The sequence below is a fragment of the Paenibacillus sp. CFBP 13594 genome, from assembly GCF_014842675.1.
Taxonomy (GTDB): Bacteria; Bacillota; Bacilli; order Paenibacillales; family Paenibacillaceae; genus Paenibacillus; species Paenibacillus amylolyticus_B.
Map to the genome: position 1 here is coordinate 36877 of NZ_JACYVQ010000014.1, position 17427 is coordinate 54303.

Consider the following 17427-nt stretch of genomic DNA (forward strand, 5'->3'; position numbering starts at 1 on the left):
CCCTTCACTCTCCCGTCCAACGATGAAACGCTGAATACGCATTGGATAAAAAACTTATAATGACAAATCCGTACCCGATCAGTGTCCATCTTGCCATGATAATTGTAGAGAACTGTTTCCTTCTTTTGGATACGAAGTAACCCACATAGATGGCTATAGCAAGACCTGTCGCAATAACTTTGAGATCCAAGAGTAGAATCCAGCGTCTTTCCGCCACAATGGATAATACGGCAAGCATCACAGAAACGCCAAGGAGCGGTGTACCTATCAATGTAGCACCATCCATATACTTACCGATCACTTCCAGGCTTGGCAGCCGTCGCATCGTATCATTCCACTTTTTTTTCTTCAACTTACGGTGCAGGAACAGATATAACATGGCAAATACCGTAGCAACGGTTAACGCCGCAAAACCAAGATTCGCCAAGGTAATATGCATAATAAGTAATCCATGTACCGTTTGCCAGTTATGCAGTGATATCTCTCCTGCCGTAAACCACAGTCGGTTTAATACCGTAACGGAAAAACCTACAACATTCAGCAACAAAATCACAAATTCGGAACGCTGGATGCGAGTCATGACGAGAGACATCAGCACAATACTGAATGAAAATATAAACAAAAAATCAAAGGTGGTATAGATGGGGAAATGGCCTTCAGTCCACATGCGCAGTATGACATGCGTTACCTGCAATCCCCAAACAACGACAAGAAACCCTGTGCCTGTCCGCTTCGCCCCCGCATTGCGTCGAATGCAGTCCGAGAAATAGAACAGTAGGCTCAGGGCATACATATAGATTAGAGCTTCATAAACTTGTTCAGCAAGGGTCAAGCTGCCCACCCGCCTTATACGCCTGCCGGAGCATAAGCCGGCACGGGGTCTTGCCGGTTTTCGTTAAGGTGAGCGGCTGGTTTCGCCAGAGCTGTAGCATCACTCTGACTCACTTTTTCAGCGGCCATCTCTACTGAATCTTCCAGAGCGAAAATCTGAGTAAACATGCGCAGAGCTTCATCACCTTGCTTCGTGCCTGCCATTTCCTTAATTCGATTAATCGGATCTGTCGTCATTTGGTTCACAATACTCTTGGTCAAACGACGAATGACTTTACGTTGATGTTCATCCAGCTCAGGCAGTTTATTAAACAGGCTATCCATCGTTTCTTCATGAATGGAGACCCCTTTTTCCTGCAAAGCGCGAATAACGGGACGAACACCCAACGTTTTGAGCCAATGGTAATAATCCTCCATCTCAAGCTCAATCATTCTCTCAATCTTGGCAGCTTCCACCTTACGCATCTCCAGGTTGCTCTCCACGATTCCTTCCAGATCATCAATGTCATAGAGAAATACGTTGGATAATTCACCTATCGCCGGATCAATATCGCGTGGAACCGCAATATCAATCAGGAACAATGGACGAGATTGACGACGCTTCATGCTCTCCCGTACCACTGCTGCATCCATGACATAACGTTCAGCTCCAGTGGAACTAATTACAATATCAACTTCATTAAGTCGATCTAATGCCTGTTCCATCGTACAAGGTGTACCCCGGAACTTGGCTGCCAATTCTTCAGCTCTTGCGAGCGTGCGGTTCGCCACGATGACCTCGGATGCCCCGTTGGCATAGAGATGTTTCACGGTTAGTTCACTCATCTTGCCAGCACCCAAAATGAGCACCTTCTTGTCTGTGAACATGCCAAATATCCTCTTACCGAGTTCAACAGCAGCATAACTGACAGATACGGCGCTCTCCCCGATGGAAGTCTCCGAATGTGCCCGTTTGCCCAGCGTAACTGCCTGTTTGAACAGCATATTAAACCAGGTACCTGTTGATTTCTCTTCCTGTGCTTTAAGAAAAGCCTGTTTCACCTGTCCAAGTATCTGAGTCTCACCGATGACCATGGAATCCAGTCCGCAGATCACGCGGAACAAATGGCGCATGGCTTGATCATCTTCATATATATATAAGTGTTGCGTAAATTCTTCCCGTGGTACATTAAACCATTGTTCCATGAATGTTCGAATAAAATAACCACACATGTGAAGACGGTCCACCACAACATACAACTCGGTACGGTTACATGTGGCTACGATTACACCTTCCAATACACTCTTGGTCAGCTTGAGCTGCTGCAGCGCTTCAGACAAATCCTTTTCTGCAAATGTGAATCGTTCCCTAACCTCTACAGGCGCCGTGCGATAATTCAAACCAACGACAACGATGTGCATTGCAAGTTCACCTGCCTAATAAATTTCCAATCAAAGTGCTTACTGCATATGTCTATCCATTTATGATTGACATGGTTAATTATATCACACATCATAGCCGTGACCGGGTCATTTTTATGAAATGTTTATGAAATCACCATGTTCATCATCATATGCACTGTCATTTATTGTAGTGTCTCACCAAAGTTCACCGTTATGCGTTAAAAAGTGTCGATTATGAATATTCATAACGATACGCATATTAAAACAAATAGCCATGGAATTATTCCATGACTATTTAGAGTTTGGGAGGTTATGTGTCCATCCCGATATGTGAACATTGTATATGCAATATACTTTTTATTTAAACCCGTTCAGTCTGGTTGTTCATCTCTGGTGTTTCAACTTGCAATTCGCCCAATCCACGTACCAACTTTTTTGCATACGTTTTTTCAGGCTTTAATACGGATACCAGGTAGTCAATAGCAAGCTGTGGATCTACGGTCTCCCCACAAGTGTAACAATCTATTGCTGCAAAACCTCTCTCAGGATACGTATGAATGGAGAGATGGCTCTCAGACAATAGTACAAGTACGGTCGCTCCCTGTGGATCAAACTGCTTGGATTGTACGGACATCACTGTCGCGCCACATGCCTCCGCTGCTTCAACCATTTGGGCTTCCAGATACTCTGCATTGTTCAGTAGATTAAAGTCGACACCCCAAGTATCAACAGCAACGTGTCTTCCGAAAGTTGAATATTCCATCCTTCGGTTCCCCCTTCCTAGGAATAAAATGTTTGAAGAATTTCATCCGCTAGGACCTACGTCATTCACTTCCCGAGGGAAAAATCTCTCGCAACATATAATGTCCTGAGTGAATCCTGGTTCCTATATTGTTTTCAACGAGATTAAAAATAACATTGAATTAGAGTGAAATCAACCCTTTTCCAGAAGATTGTAAAATAAATATTTTCAATTCGGCATATTCGATCTCACATCAAAAAATCCCCCTGAAAACCTCCACATTGGCGAGTGCCACTGCCCGGAAGATACAAGGGAATTCATTATATACATATACGTTTATAAACATAAAATTTCAAGCTAATAAGCTTCAAGCTCAAACAACCGTTTTTGATGGCGAGCAAGGGTCTCATCAATCTGATGGAGCTGATCAGCAGTCGCATCTTTTCTAGTGTCCAGCAGTGAATCGATCTCGGCATACACACGGTTGATTTCGCGTTCTACATCTCTGGCCTGGAACAGATGTTGCAATTCAAGCAACGTATTTTTGTATTCATAGATCACTCGGGTGTTCTCCCCGGTCTTCTCCACAATTTTGCGGACAGTGCCTTGAGCATAAACATACGTCATAGTGAACCCTTTATAAATCCGATGAACGACCCCGTCACCTTTAAAAGTCACAAAGAGCTTCCGGACAACGTTGGTCAGATGCAGATTCACCAGGCGGCAAGATAACTCACAGATATAAAACCCTTCTATGCGGTCAAAAGGGAAATGCACTTCTTCTCCACTTACATCTCCCAGCACAACCTCCTGACAACCATTGTCCAACACCTTAACCCGGTGATGAAGCCTGCCGTCTTCTGTCATGCGCAAAAACTGATGCATCTGGGGTTCTGACAATTTTATAGTGGCCTTCACATACTCTGTGGCTAACCGCTGAGCCATACAAATCCCTCAATTCTTCCCCGATTGTTTTGCCTTCCTGCACATGTAGCAGTTATCTCAAAATTCTTCAGGCCGGCATGGCCGGTAATTTTGGTACTGTTGGCAATATGCACCTATGCTCATTATACACTACCCTAACGTTATTTTTCTCCAGACCCAGATGATGAATTCTCACGAAATCCCTTAAAAAACCGGATTAATCTGGATCTCATCAAAGATTCATTTAGCATACTCACTTTCCTGCACTAAAACGGTATACTATCTCGGTTATCCGTTAATTTCGTTGCTTTCTTCCTCATCAGAAGCACCCTCTGCATCCAGCACTGGTGCATACTTATCTATCTGAGCATGCCGGGTTATGATGTCCCATAACTCTTCTTTCCCCAATCCCTCTTCGGATGAAAACGGTACAAACAAATCCCCTGAACGAAGACCCAGTGACTCCTTAATGACTTTGATATGTTTGGCTCTGCGTGTTTTTGGAATCTTGTCCATCTTGGTCGCTACGACAACCAAAGGCAATCCGTTATGACGAAGCCACTCATTCATCATCTTGTCATCCTTGGATGGCTCATGTCTCATATCCACCATCTGCATGACCAGTTTCAATTCCTCGCGTCCGAGCAGGTATTTCTCCATCATTTTACCCCAGGCAAAACGCTGCTCTTTGGAAACTTTGGCGTAGCCATATCCCGGGAAATCGACGAAGTAGAGATCTTGATTAATTTTATAATAGTTGAGTTGCTGTGTCTTACCCGGAGTTGAGCTCGTCCGAGCCAAATTTTTACGATTGATCAAACGGTTGATCAGGGAAGATTTCCCCACATTGGAGCGTCCAGCCAAAGCAATCTCTGGCAGACCGTCCTCAGGGTATTGTTCAGGCCGAACGGCACTGATAATAAATTCAGATTGATTTACTTTCATATTGTATCTTTCCTCTCTTGAACGCCTGTGCTTATGCATCACCTGTTGAAGGTATTATGCCATGGATTGTTCTATCATACCAAAAAAACCGTTCCAGCGGACGCCGAAGCCTCCGCAGAACGGTCTAATCTTCATACGAACCTTTCGGATAAGTGGATTACAGTTGAATTCCTGTCTGCTCAACAAGTGCATGCTGCAATACCTGATCCATATGGGCTACAGGGACAAACTCCACATCTTCCTTGATGCTGTCTGGAATGTCACGCAGGTCCCGTTCGTTATCCTTAGGCAATAATATTTTTTTATAGCCGGCACGATGGGCTGCCAGTGATTTCTCTTTCAGACCACCGATCGGCAGCACACGTCCACGCAGTGTTATTTCACCAGTCATCGCGATATCCTTGGACACATGTTTGTTCGTCAAGGCTGAGATTAACGCTGTTGCCATCGTAATCCCGGCAGATGGACCATCCTTCGGAATCGCTCCTTCCGGAACGTGGATATGGATATCGTTCTTCTCATGGAAGTCAGGCGAAATTCCAAGCTGTGTAGCTTTGGAACGGGTGTAACTGAATGCGGCTTGTGCCGATTCCTTCATGACATCCCCCAGTTTACCTGTGAGAGTCAATTTACCTGTTCCAGGCACAACAGTCACTTCAATGATAAGGGTATCCCCACCCACTTCAGTCCACGCCAGACCCGTTACGGTACCAATCTGATCTTCCAGTTCGGCCATACCATAACGGAACTTGCCAGGTCCAAGGTAGTCTTTGATCTCATCGGATGAGATGTTAATCTGACCTTCCACACCCGATACGATGTTCTTGGCAGCTTTCCGGCACAACGAAGCCATTTGCTGTTCCAGATTACGCACACCTGACTCCCGTGTATATTCACGAATTACACGCAACAACGCGTCATCCGGGATTTCCAACTGCTCTTCTTCCAGACCATGGTCCTGCTTCTGTTTGGGCAACAAATAGTTTTTCGCAATTTGCAGCTTCTCCAGTTCCGTATAACCAGGGATGTTGAGCATTTCCATCCGATCCAGCAATGGACGCGGAATATTGTGTACCGTGTTGGCAGTTGTTATAAACATAACGTTGGATAAGTCAAACGGCAATTCGACAAAATGATCACTAAACGTATTATTTTGTTCCGGATCAAGTACCTCAAGTAATGCTGCAGAAGGATCTCCGCGGAAATCTGAAGCCATCTTATCAATCTCGTCCAGCAGGAATACCGGGTTAAGTGAACCTGCCGTTTTCATCCCCTGGATGATACGCCCAGGCATAGCCCCTACATAGGTGCGTCGGTGACCACGAATCTCGGCTTCATCCCGCACGCCGCCAAGAGATATTCTTACAAACTCCCGACCCAGCGATCTGGCGATCGAACGAGCAAGTGATGTTTTACCGACCCCTGGAGGTCCAACCAGACAGAGAATTGGCCCTTTGAGCTTCTTGACGAGCTTCTGGACAGCCAGATATTCAAGCACACGTTCTTTCGGCTTTTCCAGTCCGTAATGATCTGCATTGAGCACATCTTCGGCTTTTTGGATATCCAGATCATCCGCTGTCATCTGACTCCAAGGAAGGCCAAGCAGCCAATCCACGTAGTTGCGAATGACTCCGCCCTCGGCTGAACTTGCAGGCATTTTCTCCAGTCGATCAATTTCTTTCTCGACCTTTTCTTTCACCTTGTCCGGCAAGCAGAGTTCTTCCATCTGAGTTCGAAGTTCCTCGACCTCACCCGCACGGCCTTCTTTTTCACCCAGTTCTTTCTGGATCGCTTTCATCTGCTCGCGCAAATAATATTCCTTCTGCGTTTTCTCCATCTGTTTCTTCACACGTTGGCTGATCTTGCGTTCAAGCTCCAGCACTTCGCGCTCATTGTTCAGGATATCCAGCAATTTCTCCAGACGTTCCCGAACGTCGATGGTCTCCAGAATTTCCTGTTTATCCTTGATCTTCAAGGACAGGTGACTTGTGATGACATCGGCCAGACGCCCTGGTTCTTCGATGTCAGACACCGCTGCGAGTGTCTCTGGTGTCACTTTTTTGGACAGATTAATATAATTCTCGAACTGGTTCAGAACGGTACGCATCAAGGCATCCGTCTCCGGATGGGTATTCTCCTCTTCAGGCAGCTCTTTAGCCAGTACTTCATAATATTCCTCGTTGTCCGTATATTCAATAATTTCAGCCCGTTCCAAGCCTTCAACGAGTACACGAATCGTACCGTTCGGAAGCTTCAGCATCTGTCTGACCTTGGCCACGGTTCCGATTCTGAAAATGTCCTCTTGTGTTGGTTCTTCAATATTTACTTCGGCTTGGGAACATAGGAGAATCAGATGTTCTTCTACCATCGCTTTTTCTAAAGCCTTGACCGATTTCTCCCGGCCCACATCGAGATGCAGTACCATACTCGGGTAGACGAGAAGTCCTCTTAAAGGCAGTAAAGGAAAACGACGACCTTTCGCTTTGCTCGGTCCCATCGCTTTCGCACCTCCAATGGCTCTCAGGTTGTAGTCATTCATTATTCTATCAAATGTTCACATAAAAAACCAATGAAGGGAAGCGCTTAGCAGCTTCCCGAATCTGTAACCTGTCCTGGACGAGGCACATCGGCACGCAAATAGGAAGCGGATGCCGGTGGAAAAATCTCCGGTGAAGGTGCAACTGTCTCCTCTGCAAGCTTCGTTTGTTCCATCTGTTGTGATTCCGGGACCCAGGCGAACACTTCACGGAATACGTCCTGTACCGTATCTACCGGGATAACGCGCAAGCCATCCAGATTCTCAAAAATAGACTGCCAGTTCTCCGCGGGAATAATAACGGTCTTCGCTCCTGCCTGAAAGGCAGCCTCGACCTTGGCCAGCACGCCACCTATTGGCTTAACCCGACCATGAATACTGATCTCGCCAGTCATCGCTGTCTCATGATCCACAGGACGCCTCTGAATGGCTGATGTAATGGCAGTCGCCATGGCAATCCCGGCGGATGGACCATCAATAGGCGTCCCACCTGGGAAATTCACGTGTAAATCGTAATCATTCGGACGAATACCCATGGCTTTTAATACGGTTAACACATTTTCAACCGAGCCTTTGGCCATACTTTTTCGCCGGAGTGTACGCGAACCGCCTCCAATCTCTTCTTCATCCACAACGCCTGTAATGTTGATTCGGCCTTGATCTTTAAGAGCCGGAACAGCAGACACTTCAATCTCCAAAATGGTTCCCATATTCGGTCCGTATACCGCCAAGCCGTTAACAAAACCCACCTGCGGCTGTGTAGGGACCTTCCGATCAGGCCGTGGCTGAATCTGACTGCTACCCGCCACCCACTCCACATCAGACGCCTGAAGCGTCTCACGCTTCTCTGTCAGCGCAAGTCCAGCAGCCAGCTGGATGATATTGACCGCTTCACGTCCATTGGTTGCATATCGCTTGACCACATCAACGGCATCCGGACATGGACTGAACCCTATTTTCTGAACAGCATCCTCTGCAATTCGCCCAATCTCCTCAGGCAACAGAGGACGGAAATAAACTTCCATGCAGCGGGAACGCAAAGCTGGTGGCAGTTCATGAGGCGAACGTGTCGTCGCTCCAACAAGGCGGAAATCGGCTGGTAGGCCATTTTGAAAAATATCGTGGATATAAGCAGGAGTATGCGTGTCTTCCGAGTTATAGTACGCACTCTCCAAAAACACCTTGCGATCCTCCAACACTTTCAACAGCTTATTCATCTGAATCGAATGTAATTCACCAATCTCATCAATAAAAAGCATTCCCCCGTGCGCTTTCGTCACAGCGCCCGGTTTTGGTTGGGGAATACCAGCAACGCCCATGGCTCCTGCTCCCTGATATATCGGATCATGAACCGAACCAATTAAGGGGTCCGCAATACCACGTTCATCAAAACGGGCTGTTGTTGCATCCAGCTCCGTGAATTTGGCGTCCGGTTTGAAAGGAGAAGATGGATTCTTCTTAGCCTCTTCCAATACAACCCTTGCGGCAGCTGTCTTCCCGACTCCGGGAGGGCCATAAATGATAACATGTTGCGGATTCGCACTGCATAATGCAGCTTTAAGGGCACGCAACCCATCTTTTTGCCCAACAATATCGTTAATGGTAGCTGGACGCGTCTTCTCCGACAGCGGCTTGGTGAGTGAGATCGAACGCAGCTTGCGCAGCTTCTCCAGTTCCTTGCGAGATTCACGCTCCACGGCACTGCGGTTCGTTTTCTGGCCACGCAGCAGGTTCCAGAAATACAAACCAATCACCACTCCAAAAAATAACTGAATCAACATGATGACCATACCAAATTCCATGTCTTCACATCCTCCTATTTTGTCGCTATTCTCATATGAGATCATGCTAATACTTGGTAGTATAGCCTTTTCAACGCGACGTAAACGGGCGATGCGGAATTTGTATGCGAGAAAATAAAAAGCCCGCCATCGCTGGCGAGCTTTTGTTGTAACAAGATATGAATCAATCAGTGCGAACGACCAGGAATAACACCTGTCTCTTCGTAGGCTTCGACGATTTTGTCGATCTCTTTTTTTAATTCCTCAACCATGATTTCTTCAGGCACTTTACGGATCATCTTGCCGTGACGGAACAAGAGACCTTCTCCACGAGCACCGGCAATCCCGATATCCGCTTCTTTGGCCTCACCTGGACCATTAACCGCACAACCCAACACCGATACTTTAATCGGCACCTTCAGTTTGGAGATATACTCTTCCACTTCGTTGGCAATGGAGAACAGGTCGATATCCAAACGTCCACACGTCGGGCAGGAGATCAATGTGGCTGCATTTGTAATGAGTCCAAATGTTTTGAGCAGATCACGAGCGACTTTGATTTCTTCTACCGGGTCCGCACTCAGTGAGATCCGCATCGTTGAACCAATACCCATGGAGAGCAAGGCTCCCATACCTGCGGAGCTTTTGATCGTACCGGAGAACAATGTACCCGCTTCGGTAATCCCGAGATGCAACGGATACGGAATGATTTGAGCTGCTTTGGTATATGCCTCAATTGCCATCGGCACATCCGATGCTTTGAGAGACACGATGATATCATGGAAATCAAGCTCTTCCAAAATACCAATGTGATACAATGCACTTTCTACCATAGCGTCTGCCGTAGGATACCCATACTTCTCAAGAAGATGGTTTTCCAGAGAGCCTGCATTTACTCCGATCCGGATCGGAATACCGCGGTCTTTACAAGCCTTAACCACTTCTTCCACTTTAGCACGTTTACCGATGTTCCCTGGGTTAATCCGTACTTTATCAATGCCGTTCTCAATCGCAAGTAAAGCCAGCTTATAGTTGAAATGAATGTCCGCTACGAGCGGTATATTAATGCGTTTTTTGATTTCCTTGATGGCTGCGGCAGCTTCCTCATTATTCACCGTAACACGTACAATTTGACAACCCGCTTCTTCCAGTCGCAGAATCTCTGCAACCGTTGCTTCAACGTCTGCCGTTTTGGTTGTACACATACTTTGGATAATGACTTCGTTACTGCCACCGATCGTTACGTTTCCCACTTTCACGGGACGTGTATCCTGTCTTAAATACATGAGTGATTTCTCTCCCCACAACGTCAAAGCTCCACCCTGACAGAGACATGAATTCGCCTTCTGCCAAAGTGGAGAACTGACAAGTCTATATTTCAGAGTTCAACGGGATTCAGGCCTTTATTAGGCGCTCTCTTCCTGCTTATCGTCCTTCGATTGGCTTAGTTCAGGCACGACTCTTTTCTCAACAACTTCTTCGGTAATGACACAGTTCGTAACATCTTCACGTGAAGGCACTTCATACATGATTTCCAGCATGATACCTTCAATGATGGCACGCAATCCACGTGCACCTGTGTTACGTTTAATTGCTTCTTTTGCAATCGCAAGCAATGCAGCTGGTTCAAAGACCAGATTCACATTATCCAGCTCAAGCAGTTTTTGGTACTGTTTGGTAAGCGCGTTTTTTGGTTCGGAAAGGATCCGTACCAGCGTATCTTCATCCAGCGGCTCCAAAGTGGAGATGACTGGCAGACGGCCTACAAATTCCGGAATCAGACCAAATTTCAGCAAATCTTCCGGCAATACCATACCTAGGTATTCACCTGGTTTCAGATCTTTTTGTTCAGAAACGGTATTAAAGCCAATGACTTTTTTACCAATCCGGCGTTTGATCATTTGCTCCAGACCATCAAAGGCACCGCCGCAAATGAACAGGATGTTCGTTGTATCGATCTGAATGAATTCTTGATGAGGGTGTTTACGACCACCTTGTGGTGGTACAGAAGCCACAGTTCCTTCAAGAATTTTCAAGAGAGCCTGTTGCACACCTTCGCCCGATACATCACGAGTAATGGATGGGTTTTCGGATTTACGCGCTACTTTATCAATCTCATCGATATAAATAATGCCACGCTCTGCTTTTTCCACATCATAATCAGCAGCTTGAATCAGTTTGAGCAGGATGTTCTCTACATCCTCACCCACATAACCAGCTTCAGTTAATGACGTAGCATCAGCAATAGCAAAAGGAACATTCAAAATTTTTGCCATCGTTTGCGCAAGCAACGTTTTACCAGAACCTGTTGGTCCTAACAGCAAAATGTTACTCTTTGACAATTCAACGTCTTCAATTTTGCTCTGTGTGTTGATCCGTTTGTAGTGATTATACACTGCAACAGACAATGATTTTTTCGCTTGTTCCTGTCCAATAACATATTGATCCAGAATATTACGAATTTCTTTTGGTTTCGGAATATCTTTCAGGTCTACTTCTTCATCATGACCAAGTTCTTCCTCAACGATTTCGGTGCAAAGTTCGATACATTCATCACAAATGTACACGCCTGGTCCAGCGACCAACTTGCGTACCTGCTCCTGAGATTTACCGCAAAAAGAGCATTTCAGTTGCCCTTTCTCATCGTTAAATTTAAACATGAAACCACCCCTTTAGGAATTGATCGGTCTACTGAGCACCTGGTCAATAATGCCGTACGTCTTGGCTTCTTCAGCGCTCATGAAGAAGTCACGGTCTGTATCCCGCTCAATTTTCTCAAGAGGCTGACCCGTACGATCGACGTATATTTGATTCAGTTTCTGACGTGTTTTAATAATCCATTCTGCGTGTATCTTAATATCCGCAGCCTGTCCTTGAATGCCGCCAAGCGGCTGATGAATCATTACTTCGCTGTTTGTCAGCGCATATCTCTTGCCAGGTGCACCGGCTGTCAGCAATAACGAGCCCATGCTTGCTGCCATCCCTACGCAAATGGTAGATACATCCGGCTTGATAAATTGCATCGTATCGTATATACCCATCCCTGCGGTGACAGAACCACCAGGTGAGTTAATGTACAAGCTGATATCCTTCTCAGGATCGTCGGCTGCCAAAAACAAAAGCTGTGCTATGACAAGATTGGCTACATCGTCATCAATCGCACTGGTTAGAAAGATAATGCGATCTTTCAGCAAACGTGAATATATATCGTAAGACCGCTCGCCTCGATTGGTTTGTTCTATAACCATTGGCACCAGACTCATGAGACCAACCTCTTTTCTACATGTAATTAGACATAGGCCACCTGTAAAGCAAACCCAAATTCATTCTAACACTTTCCTGTGACAATGTCATTTTTCACAAGAGGGGTCAGACATCGTTTGTTTACTTTTTTAGCCTGATCATATTTAACCATGTTTTCTATGTATGTGCAAATTGAAGCCATCCTATGCCGTCTTGCCGTTTTTTATTTGCATGAAGTACATAGGTATGTAAAAAGTGTACGTGGATCAATAAAATTAGTGTTCATCCATATACTTACTTCATTTTCTATAAAATGGATGTAACAATTTAAAAATAAGGCACGCAATAATTCACGTGCCTTATCGTTTATTCAACTGACAAGTTGATAACAGCTTGTCTTATTTTTCGTCAGCTTCTGCAACAACTTCTTCAGCTGGAGCTTCAACAGGTTCAACAACTGTGCTGTTCTCAACAAGAACGTCAATCGTTTTACGCAGTTTCACTTCATCGCGAAGGCTGTCCAGGGAACCATTACCCTCGAGGATGCCACGGATCTCATCAGCAGGACGCTTGTAAGATTCAGCCATTTTTTCGAGTTCTTGATTCACTTCTTCGTCAGACACTTCAATGTTTTCCGCTTTACCTACAGCTTCAAGCACCAGGTTGTTGCGAACACGTTTGGAAGCATCTTCTTGCATTTGTCCTCTCAGGTCAGCTTGAGTCTGGCCAGAGAAGCTCAGGAACATTTCAAGGTTCATTCCTTGATTTTTCAGACGGTTGTCGAAATCACGCATCATGTTCTGTACTTCGCTGTCAACCATTGCAGCAGGAATGTCCACTTCAGCGTTCTCAGCCACTTTTTCTACAACTGCATTTTCAGTAGCAGCTTTGGCTTCGTCAGCTTTACGGGATTCCAATTGTGTTTTCAGGTCAGCTTTGTACTCTTCAAGTGTGTCGAATTCGCTAACATCTTTAGCAAACTCATCATCCAATGCAGGAAGTTGTTTGCGTTTGATTTCGTGAATTTTCACTTTGAATACCGCTTGTTTGCCAGCAAGTTCTGCTGCATGGTAGCTCTCTGGGAAAGTCACTTCTACGTCTTTGAAGTCACCTGTGGACAGACCCACAACTTGTTCTTCAAATCCAGGAATGAATGTGTTGGAACCCAGTTCCAGGGAATAACGCTCAGCTTGTCCACCTTCGAAAGGTACACCATCAACGGAACCGTCGAAGTCGATTACTGCAACGTCACCGTTGGCAGCGGAACCTTCGTCAATTACAACGAGTTCAGCGTGACGTTGTTGAAGACGCTCAAGTTCTTCAGTCACTTCTGCGTCAGTTACTTCACCTTTTGCTACAGCAACTTCGATTCCTTTGTACTCACCAAGAGTAACTTCAGGTTTCACAGTTACTTTTGCTTTGAATTTGAACGTTTCGCCTTTAGCGAATTGTTCAACATCTACGTCAGGACGATCAACCGGGAAGATATCCGTTTGGTCGATTGCTTCTGTATAGGCTTCAGGAAGCAAAATGTCGATTGCTTCTTGATAAAGGCTCTCTACACCAAAACGCGCTTCGAAGATGGAACGTGGTACTTTACCTTTACGGAATCCAGGTACGTTTGCTTGTTTAACCACTTTATTAAAAGCTTTGTCGAGTGCTGCAGTTACACGATCTGCATCCACTTCAACCTCAAGAACCCCAAGGTTCTTCTCTATCTTTTCCCAAGTTGCTTTCATTGTATACTTTCCCCTCCAAAATTCACATGTTCACGTAGGCAATCACGTACAAAATAACCATTTTAGTATAAACAAGATTAGATTCTTTTTCAAGGGGAATCCCTTGATACAGTTTAAGGAAAACGTTTCCGGCCTCGATTAACCATCCAAACCGGCAGATACAAATTGTTTCATGGAACGATAAGCCTGCTCCAGTCGAAAGCGCATCGCGCCTGTCACAGCATACATTGAGCGGGTATTTTCCTCATCATGAGAACCACCCAGACTGTCTGCAACGGTCATATGTAGAGCTGCTGCCCATATATCTGTCATGGAATCATTTTCTTCCAGCATCGATACATAATCACGGGTTCCATACACCGCCATGACATATTGTATCCACAGTTCCTGGGCAAAATAAAAGAGCGTAGGTTCATGAACCTCCGTCTGATCTGCCACTCGTTCCAGAATCTGAACGATTTGGATTGGGAATTCCTCTGGTCTAAGAGGCACGGTGTCGATCTCGACTTCAACCTGCTCTTCGCCTCTCGTAAACAGGATCATACCTTGAACACCTCGGCGACGCAAGGTTTGCAGCACCCGGAATTGAAGCAGAGGGTGAAGCGACTTATCTTTTAACCAACTCGTAAGTGCCTCGTCAATCTTCGGCAGATCAAGATAGGCCAGCTGCTCCAAAGCCAGCATCGTCTGTTCAGACAGAGGCTCCTCCATCACTGTGCGAAGCATCTTATCTGCATAGCCATCATCCTGTTCAAGCTTCATTCGGGCATGATGCCGTGCCATGTCTTCCTCACTAATCTCTTCTTCCTCTTCTCGTTCATCAAGAACGGCAGGCAAGGTTTCTTCATATTGAGGAAACGCAGCCTGAAGCCATTCGAGCAGGGCCCGCCATTCATCATAGTGGCGCTCTTCCTGTCCCTGACATTGCAGCAAAAAGTGAAGCAATTTCATCGCTTCACCATACCGTTCATTTTCAAGCATAACTGTCAATTGAATCTGGTAATAGTCCAGCGTCTTAGGAAACAGCACAATATTGTTGTTATGCTCGGTTTCCGGGGTCGTGGATTCCTTAATGGGAGCACCTCCTCTATATCCTGAATCTCCAGTCGGAATCAACATAAATAGATGTATATATTAAAACGATTGTTGATCTATTTTCTGAGTTCTCCTGATATTCTAACATAACCTTAAATATAATGAAAAAAACGTTACTGCCGCCAAATATCATATACGAAAAATAGTTTAAAATAAAATGCTTGATATTCCTGTATGCATATGATAAAATCAATTTTGCTTGAAAAAAATCATGTCTCAGTAGCTCAGCTGGATAGAGCAACGCCCTTCTAAGGCGTCGGTCGGGGGTTCGAATCCCTCCTGGGACGTATTAAAGAAAACTTCCTTTGGGAAGTTTTTTTTGCGTTCTAGGGATGAGAACCCCTATGGTTCGTCGAAGCATCCGCTTCGTTAGCACCACTTCGCAGTCTCGACTGCAAGGAGAGTATCCCTCCTGGGACGTATTAAAAGAAGCTTCCTTCGGGAAGCTTTTTTTGCGTTCTGGGGATGAGAACCCCTATGGTTCGTCGGAGCACTCGCTTCGTTACATATCTATGTCGCTTCAACAAAATGTTTGCATTAGCTCATTTCATGGGTGACCATGTCTCAGTATCGATGTTCTAACGAACATCGGACACTTTATTTGACCCAAATTCAGCATCATGGAACTCTAACGAATCATAGAGAGCTTATTTCACCATTCCGGGGGATTAACTCACCTATTTGCAATTTATAGGCTGATTAAGGTCGCTGAGGTTCGTTAGAATCTGAAAATAGCGATTTTACCCATTATAAGACCTCGTGGATTCGTTAGAGTTCATAGGCTAGTCAAGGCACCCACGGTCCATTGGGTGTTTTTTCATTTCATTGCTCAATATTGACATAGAATGTTATGCTTACGGAGTGGATTATGTACCAATCCATACATATTAACTTCTTAGGAAACAGGAGATTTTATCAATGTCATCTTCATTACAGCAGCACTCATCTATCCATACCGAGGAAGAACATTCTTCGACATCCAAAAGATTCGGCCTGTTGTTAGCAGGCATTATCGTCATCGCCGCTACCATGAGATCACCGATTACAGCAACCGGACCTGTAGTGGAGATGATCCGCTCAGATACAGGTATCGGCCATACAATGGTCGGGCTTCTGACCTCACTTCCTTTGCTTGCCTTTGCAGCTGTCTCTCCTTTTGCACCACGCCTAGCCAAGCGTTTAGGACTCGAATCTGCTCTGCTATTGGCTGTTATGATTGTAACCATTGGGGTGGCCTTACGCTTGTTGCCTTCCGTTCTCTCCTTATATGCAGGAACTGCAATTTTGGGGTGCGGCATTGCATTTAGCAACGTGCTTTTGCCAAGTTTGATCAAACGTGATTTTCCATTGCGGATAGGTATCGTCACCGGACTATACTCTGTATCCATGAATATATTTGGCGCCATCGCCTCAGGTGTGAGTGTACCCGTAGCAGGAGCCACTTCTATGGGTTGGCGTGCTTCGTTAGGCATGTGGGCCTTGTTGTCCATATTGGCGCTTCTCTTGTGGCTCCCCCAGATCGCCGCAGGACGTCAGCGAATGTTATTCATAGCCACCCAGAGTGCAGGGACGCCTGTACGTCTACGGACCTCTTCCCTGGCCTGGTTCATTACTTTATTTATGGGTCTGCAATCTCTAATATTCTATACAACGATTACCTGGCTTCCCGAGATTCTCGCTGAGCAAGGATTCAGCCCCACCTCAGCAGGGTGGATGCTCTCCCTAATGCAGTTGGTTAGTGTCCCGGCTACCTTTATCGTTCCGATCCTCGCCGGCCGAACACGAGATCAGCGTGTTCTAACCGCGATAACGTGCTCTTCTTTGATAGTCGGGTATGCATTATTGTTAAGTGGCATCGCTTCGCTCGTTACCATTGGTGTCACGTTGGCAGGAATAGGTGCTGGAGCTTCATTTGGAATGGTAACGATGTTCTTCGTCCTTCGCACAAAAGACGCCAGACAAGCTGCCAGCCTGTCCGGTATGGCCCAGTCCTTCGGATATATGCTGGCAGCAGTGGGGCCTCTACTGTTCGGCATGCTTCATGACTGGACAAAAGGATGGACACTTCCATTGCTAATCCAGGTCATTCTGGCCATCGCTTTGCTAATCGCAGGGATTCAGGCCAGCAAAAATAGAATGATCGGTTAGTCACACAACTCATATATAAAAAAACAAAACGGCCTCCATCCTGAAAATCAGGATGGAGGC

General features: G+C 45.7%; 13 protein-coding genes and 1 tRNA gene. 2 read left to right on the forward strand and 12 right to left on the reverse strand.

Annotation, left to right across the window (positions count from 1 at the left end):
- Window positions 1–4 precede the first annotated feature (4 nt).
- From ccsA to IFU39_RS29250, 12 genes are all read right to left on the reverse strand, one after another.
- Window positions 5–832 (reverse strand): cytochrome c biogenesis protein CcsA, encoded by an 828-nt coding sequence (gene ccsA, locus IFU39_RS29195; protein ID WP_373419789.1) that lies wholly within the window; start codon window positions 830–832, stop codon window positions 5–7.
- Between the two features lie 14 nt (window positions 833–846).
- Window positions 847–2232 (reverse strand): glutamyl-tRNA reductase, encoded by a 1386-nt coding sequence (gene hemA / locus IFU39_RS29200; protein WP_091011879.1) that lies wholly within the window; start codon window positions 2230–2232, stop codon window positions 847–849.
- Between the two features lie 343 nt (window positions 2233–2575).
- On the reverse strand, window positions 2576–2977 hold the full coding sequence (speD, locus tag IFU39_RS29205; RefSeq protein ID WP_091011877.1) for an adenosylmethionine decarboxylase: 402 nt from the start codon (window positions 2975–2977) through the stop codon (window positions 2576–2578).
- Between the two features lie 336 nt (window positions 2978–3313).
- On the reverse strand, window positions 3314–3901 hold the full coding sequence (locus IFU39_RS29210) for a non-ribosomal peptide synthetase module (RefSeq protein WP_091011875.1): 588 nt from the start codon (window positions 3899–3901) through the stop codon (window positions 3314–3316).
- A 267-nt stretch (window positions 3902–4168) separates the two neighbouring features.
- Entirely contained in the window at window positions 4169–4825 is a 657-nt protein-coding gene (yihA, locus tag IFU39_RS29215; protein WP_213016945.1) for a ribosome biogenesis GTP-binding protein YihA/YsxC, read from the reverse strand.
- A 157-nt stretch (window positions 4826–4982) separates the two neighbouring features.
- On the reverse strand, window positions 4983–7322 hold the full coding sequence (gene lon, locus IFU39_RS29220; protein WP_192136255.1) for an endopeptidase La: 2340 nt from the start codon (window positions 7320–7322) through the stop codon (window positions 4983–4985).
- An 86-nt stretch (window positions 7323–7408) separates the two neighbouring features.
- Entirely contained in the window at window positions 7409–9163 is a 1755-nt protein-coding gene (gene lonB, locus IFU39_RS29225) for an ATP-dependent protease LonB (RefSeq protein ID WP_105601135.1), read from the reverse strand.
- A gap of 167 nt (window positions 9164–9330) precedes the next feature.
- Window positions 9331–10428 carry a flavodoxin-dependent (E)-4-hydroxy-3-methylbut-2-enyl-diphosphate synthase gene (gene ispG / locus IFU39_RS29230; RefSeq protein WP_091011869.1) on the reverse strand — a complete coding sequence of 366 codons (1098 nt, stop codon included), beginning with the start codon at window positions 10426–10428 and terminating at the stop codon, window positions 9331–9333.
- 120 nt (window positions 10429–10548) lie between these two features.
- A complete protein-coding gene (gene clpX, locus IFU39_RS29235) occupies window positions 10549–11802 on the reverse strand; it encodes an ATP-dependent protease ATP-binding subunit ClpX (RefSeq protein ID WP_036605887.1) in 1254 nt (417 codons plus the stop codon).
- Window positions 11803–11814: 12 nt separating this feature from the next.
- A complete protein-coding gene (clpP, locus tag IFU39_RS29240) occupies window positions 11815–12405 on the reverse strand; it encodes an ATP-dependent Clp endopeptidase proteolytic subunit ClpP (protein WP_036605886.1) in 591 nt (196 codons plus the stop codon).
- 378 nt (window positions 12406–12783) lie between these two features.
- The gene (gene tig / locus IFU39_RS29245) at window positions 12784–14124 is read right to left on the reverse strand and encodes a trigger factor (RefSeq protein ID WP_091011867.1); all 1341 of its coding nucleotides are present in this window, start codon (window positions 14122–14124) and stop codon (window positions 12784–12786) included.
- A 138-nt stretch (window positions 14125–14262) separates the two neighbouring features.
- Window positions 14263–15243 carry a hypothetical protein gene (locus IFU39_RS29250; protein ID WP_411735364.1) on the reverse strand — a complete coding sequence of 327 codons (981 nt, stop codon included), beginning with the start codon at window positions 15241–15243 and terminating at the stop codon, window positions 14263–14265.
- A gap of 189 nt (window positions 15244–15432) precedes the next feature.
- On the opposite strand from IFU39_RS29250, the gene IFU39_RS29255 reads away from it, so the two are divergent.
- Window positions 15433–15506, forward strand: a tRNA-Arg gene (locus IFU39_RS29255).
- Window positions 15507–16137: 631 nt separating this feature from the next.
- Window positions 16138–17367: a CynX/NimT family MFS transporter gene (locus IFU39_RS29260; RefSeq protein WP_091011865.1), complete on the forward strand. Its 1230-nt coding sequence runs from the start codon at window positions 16138–16140 to the stop codon at window positions 17365–17367.
- Window positions 17368–17427: the final 60 nt, after the last annotated feature.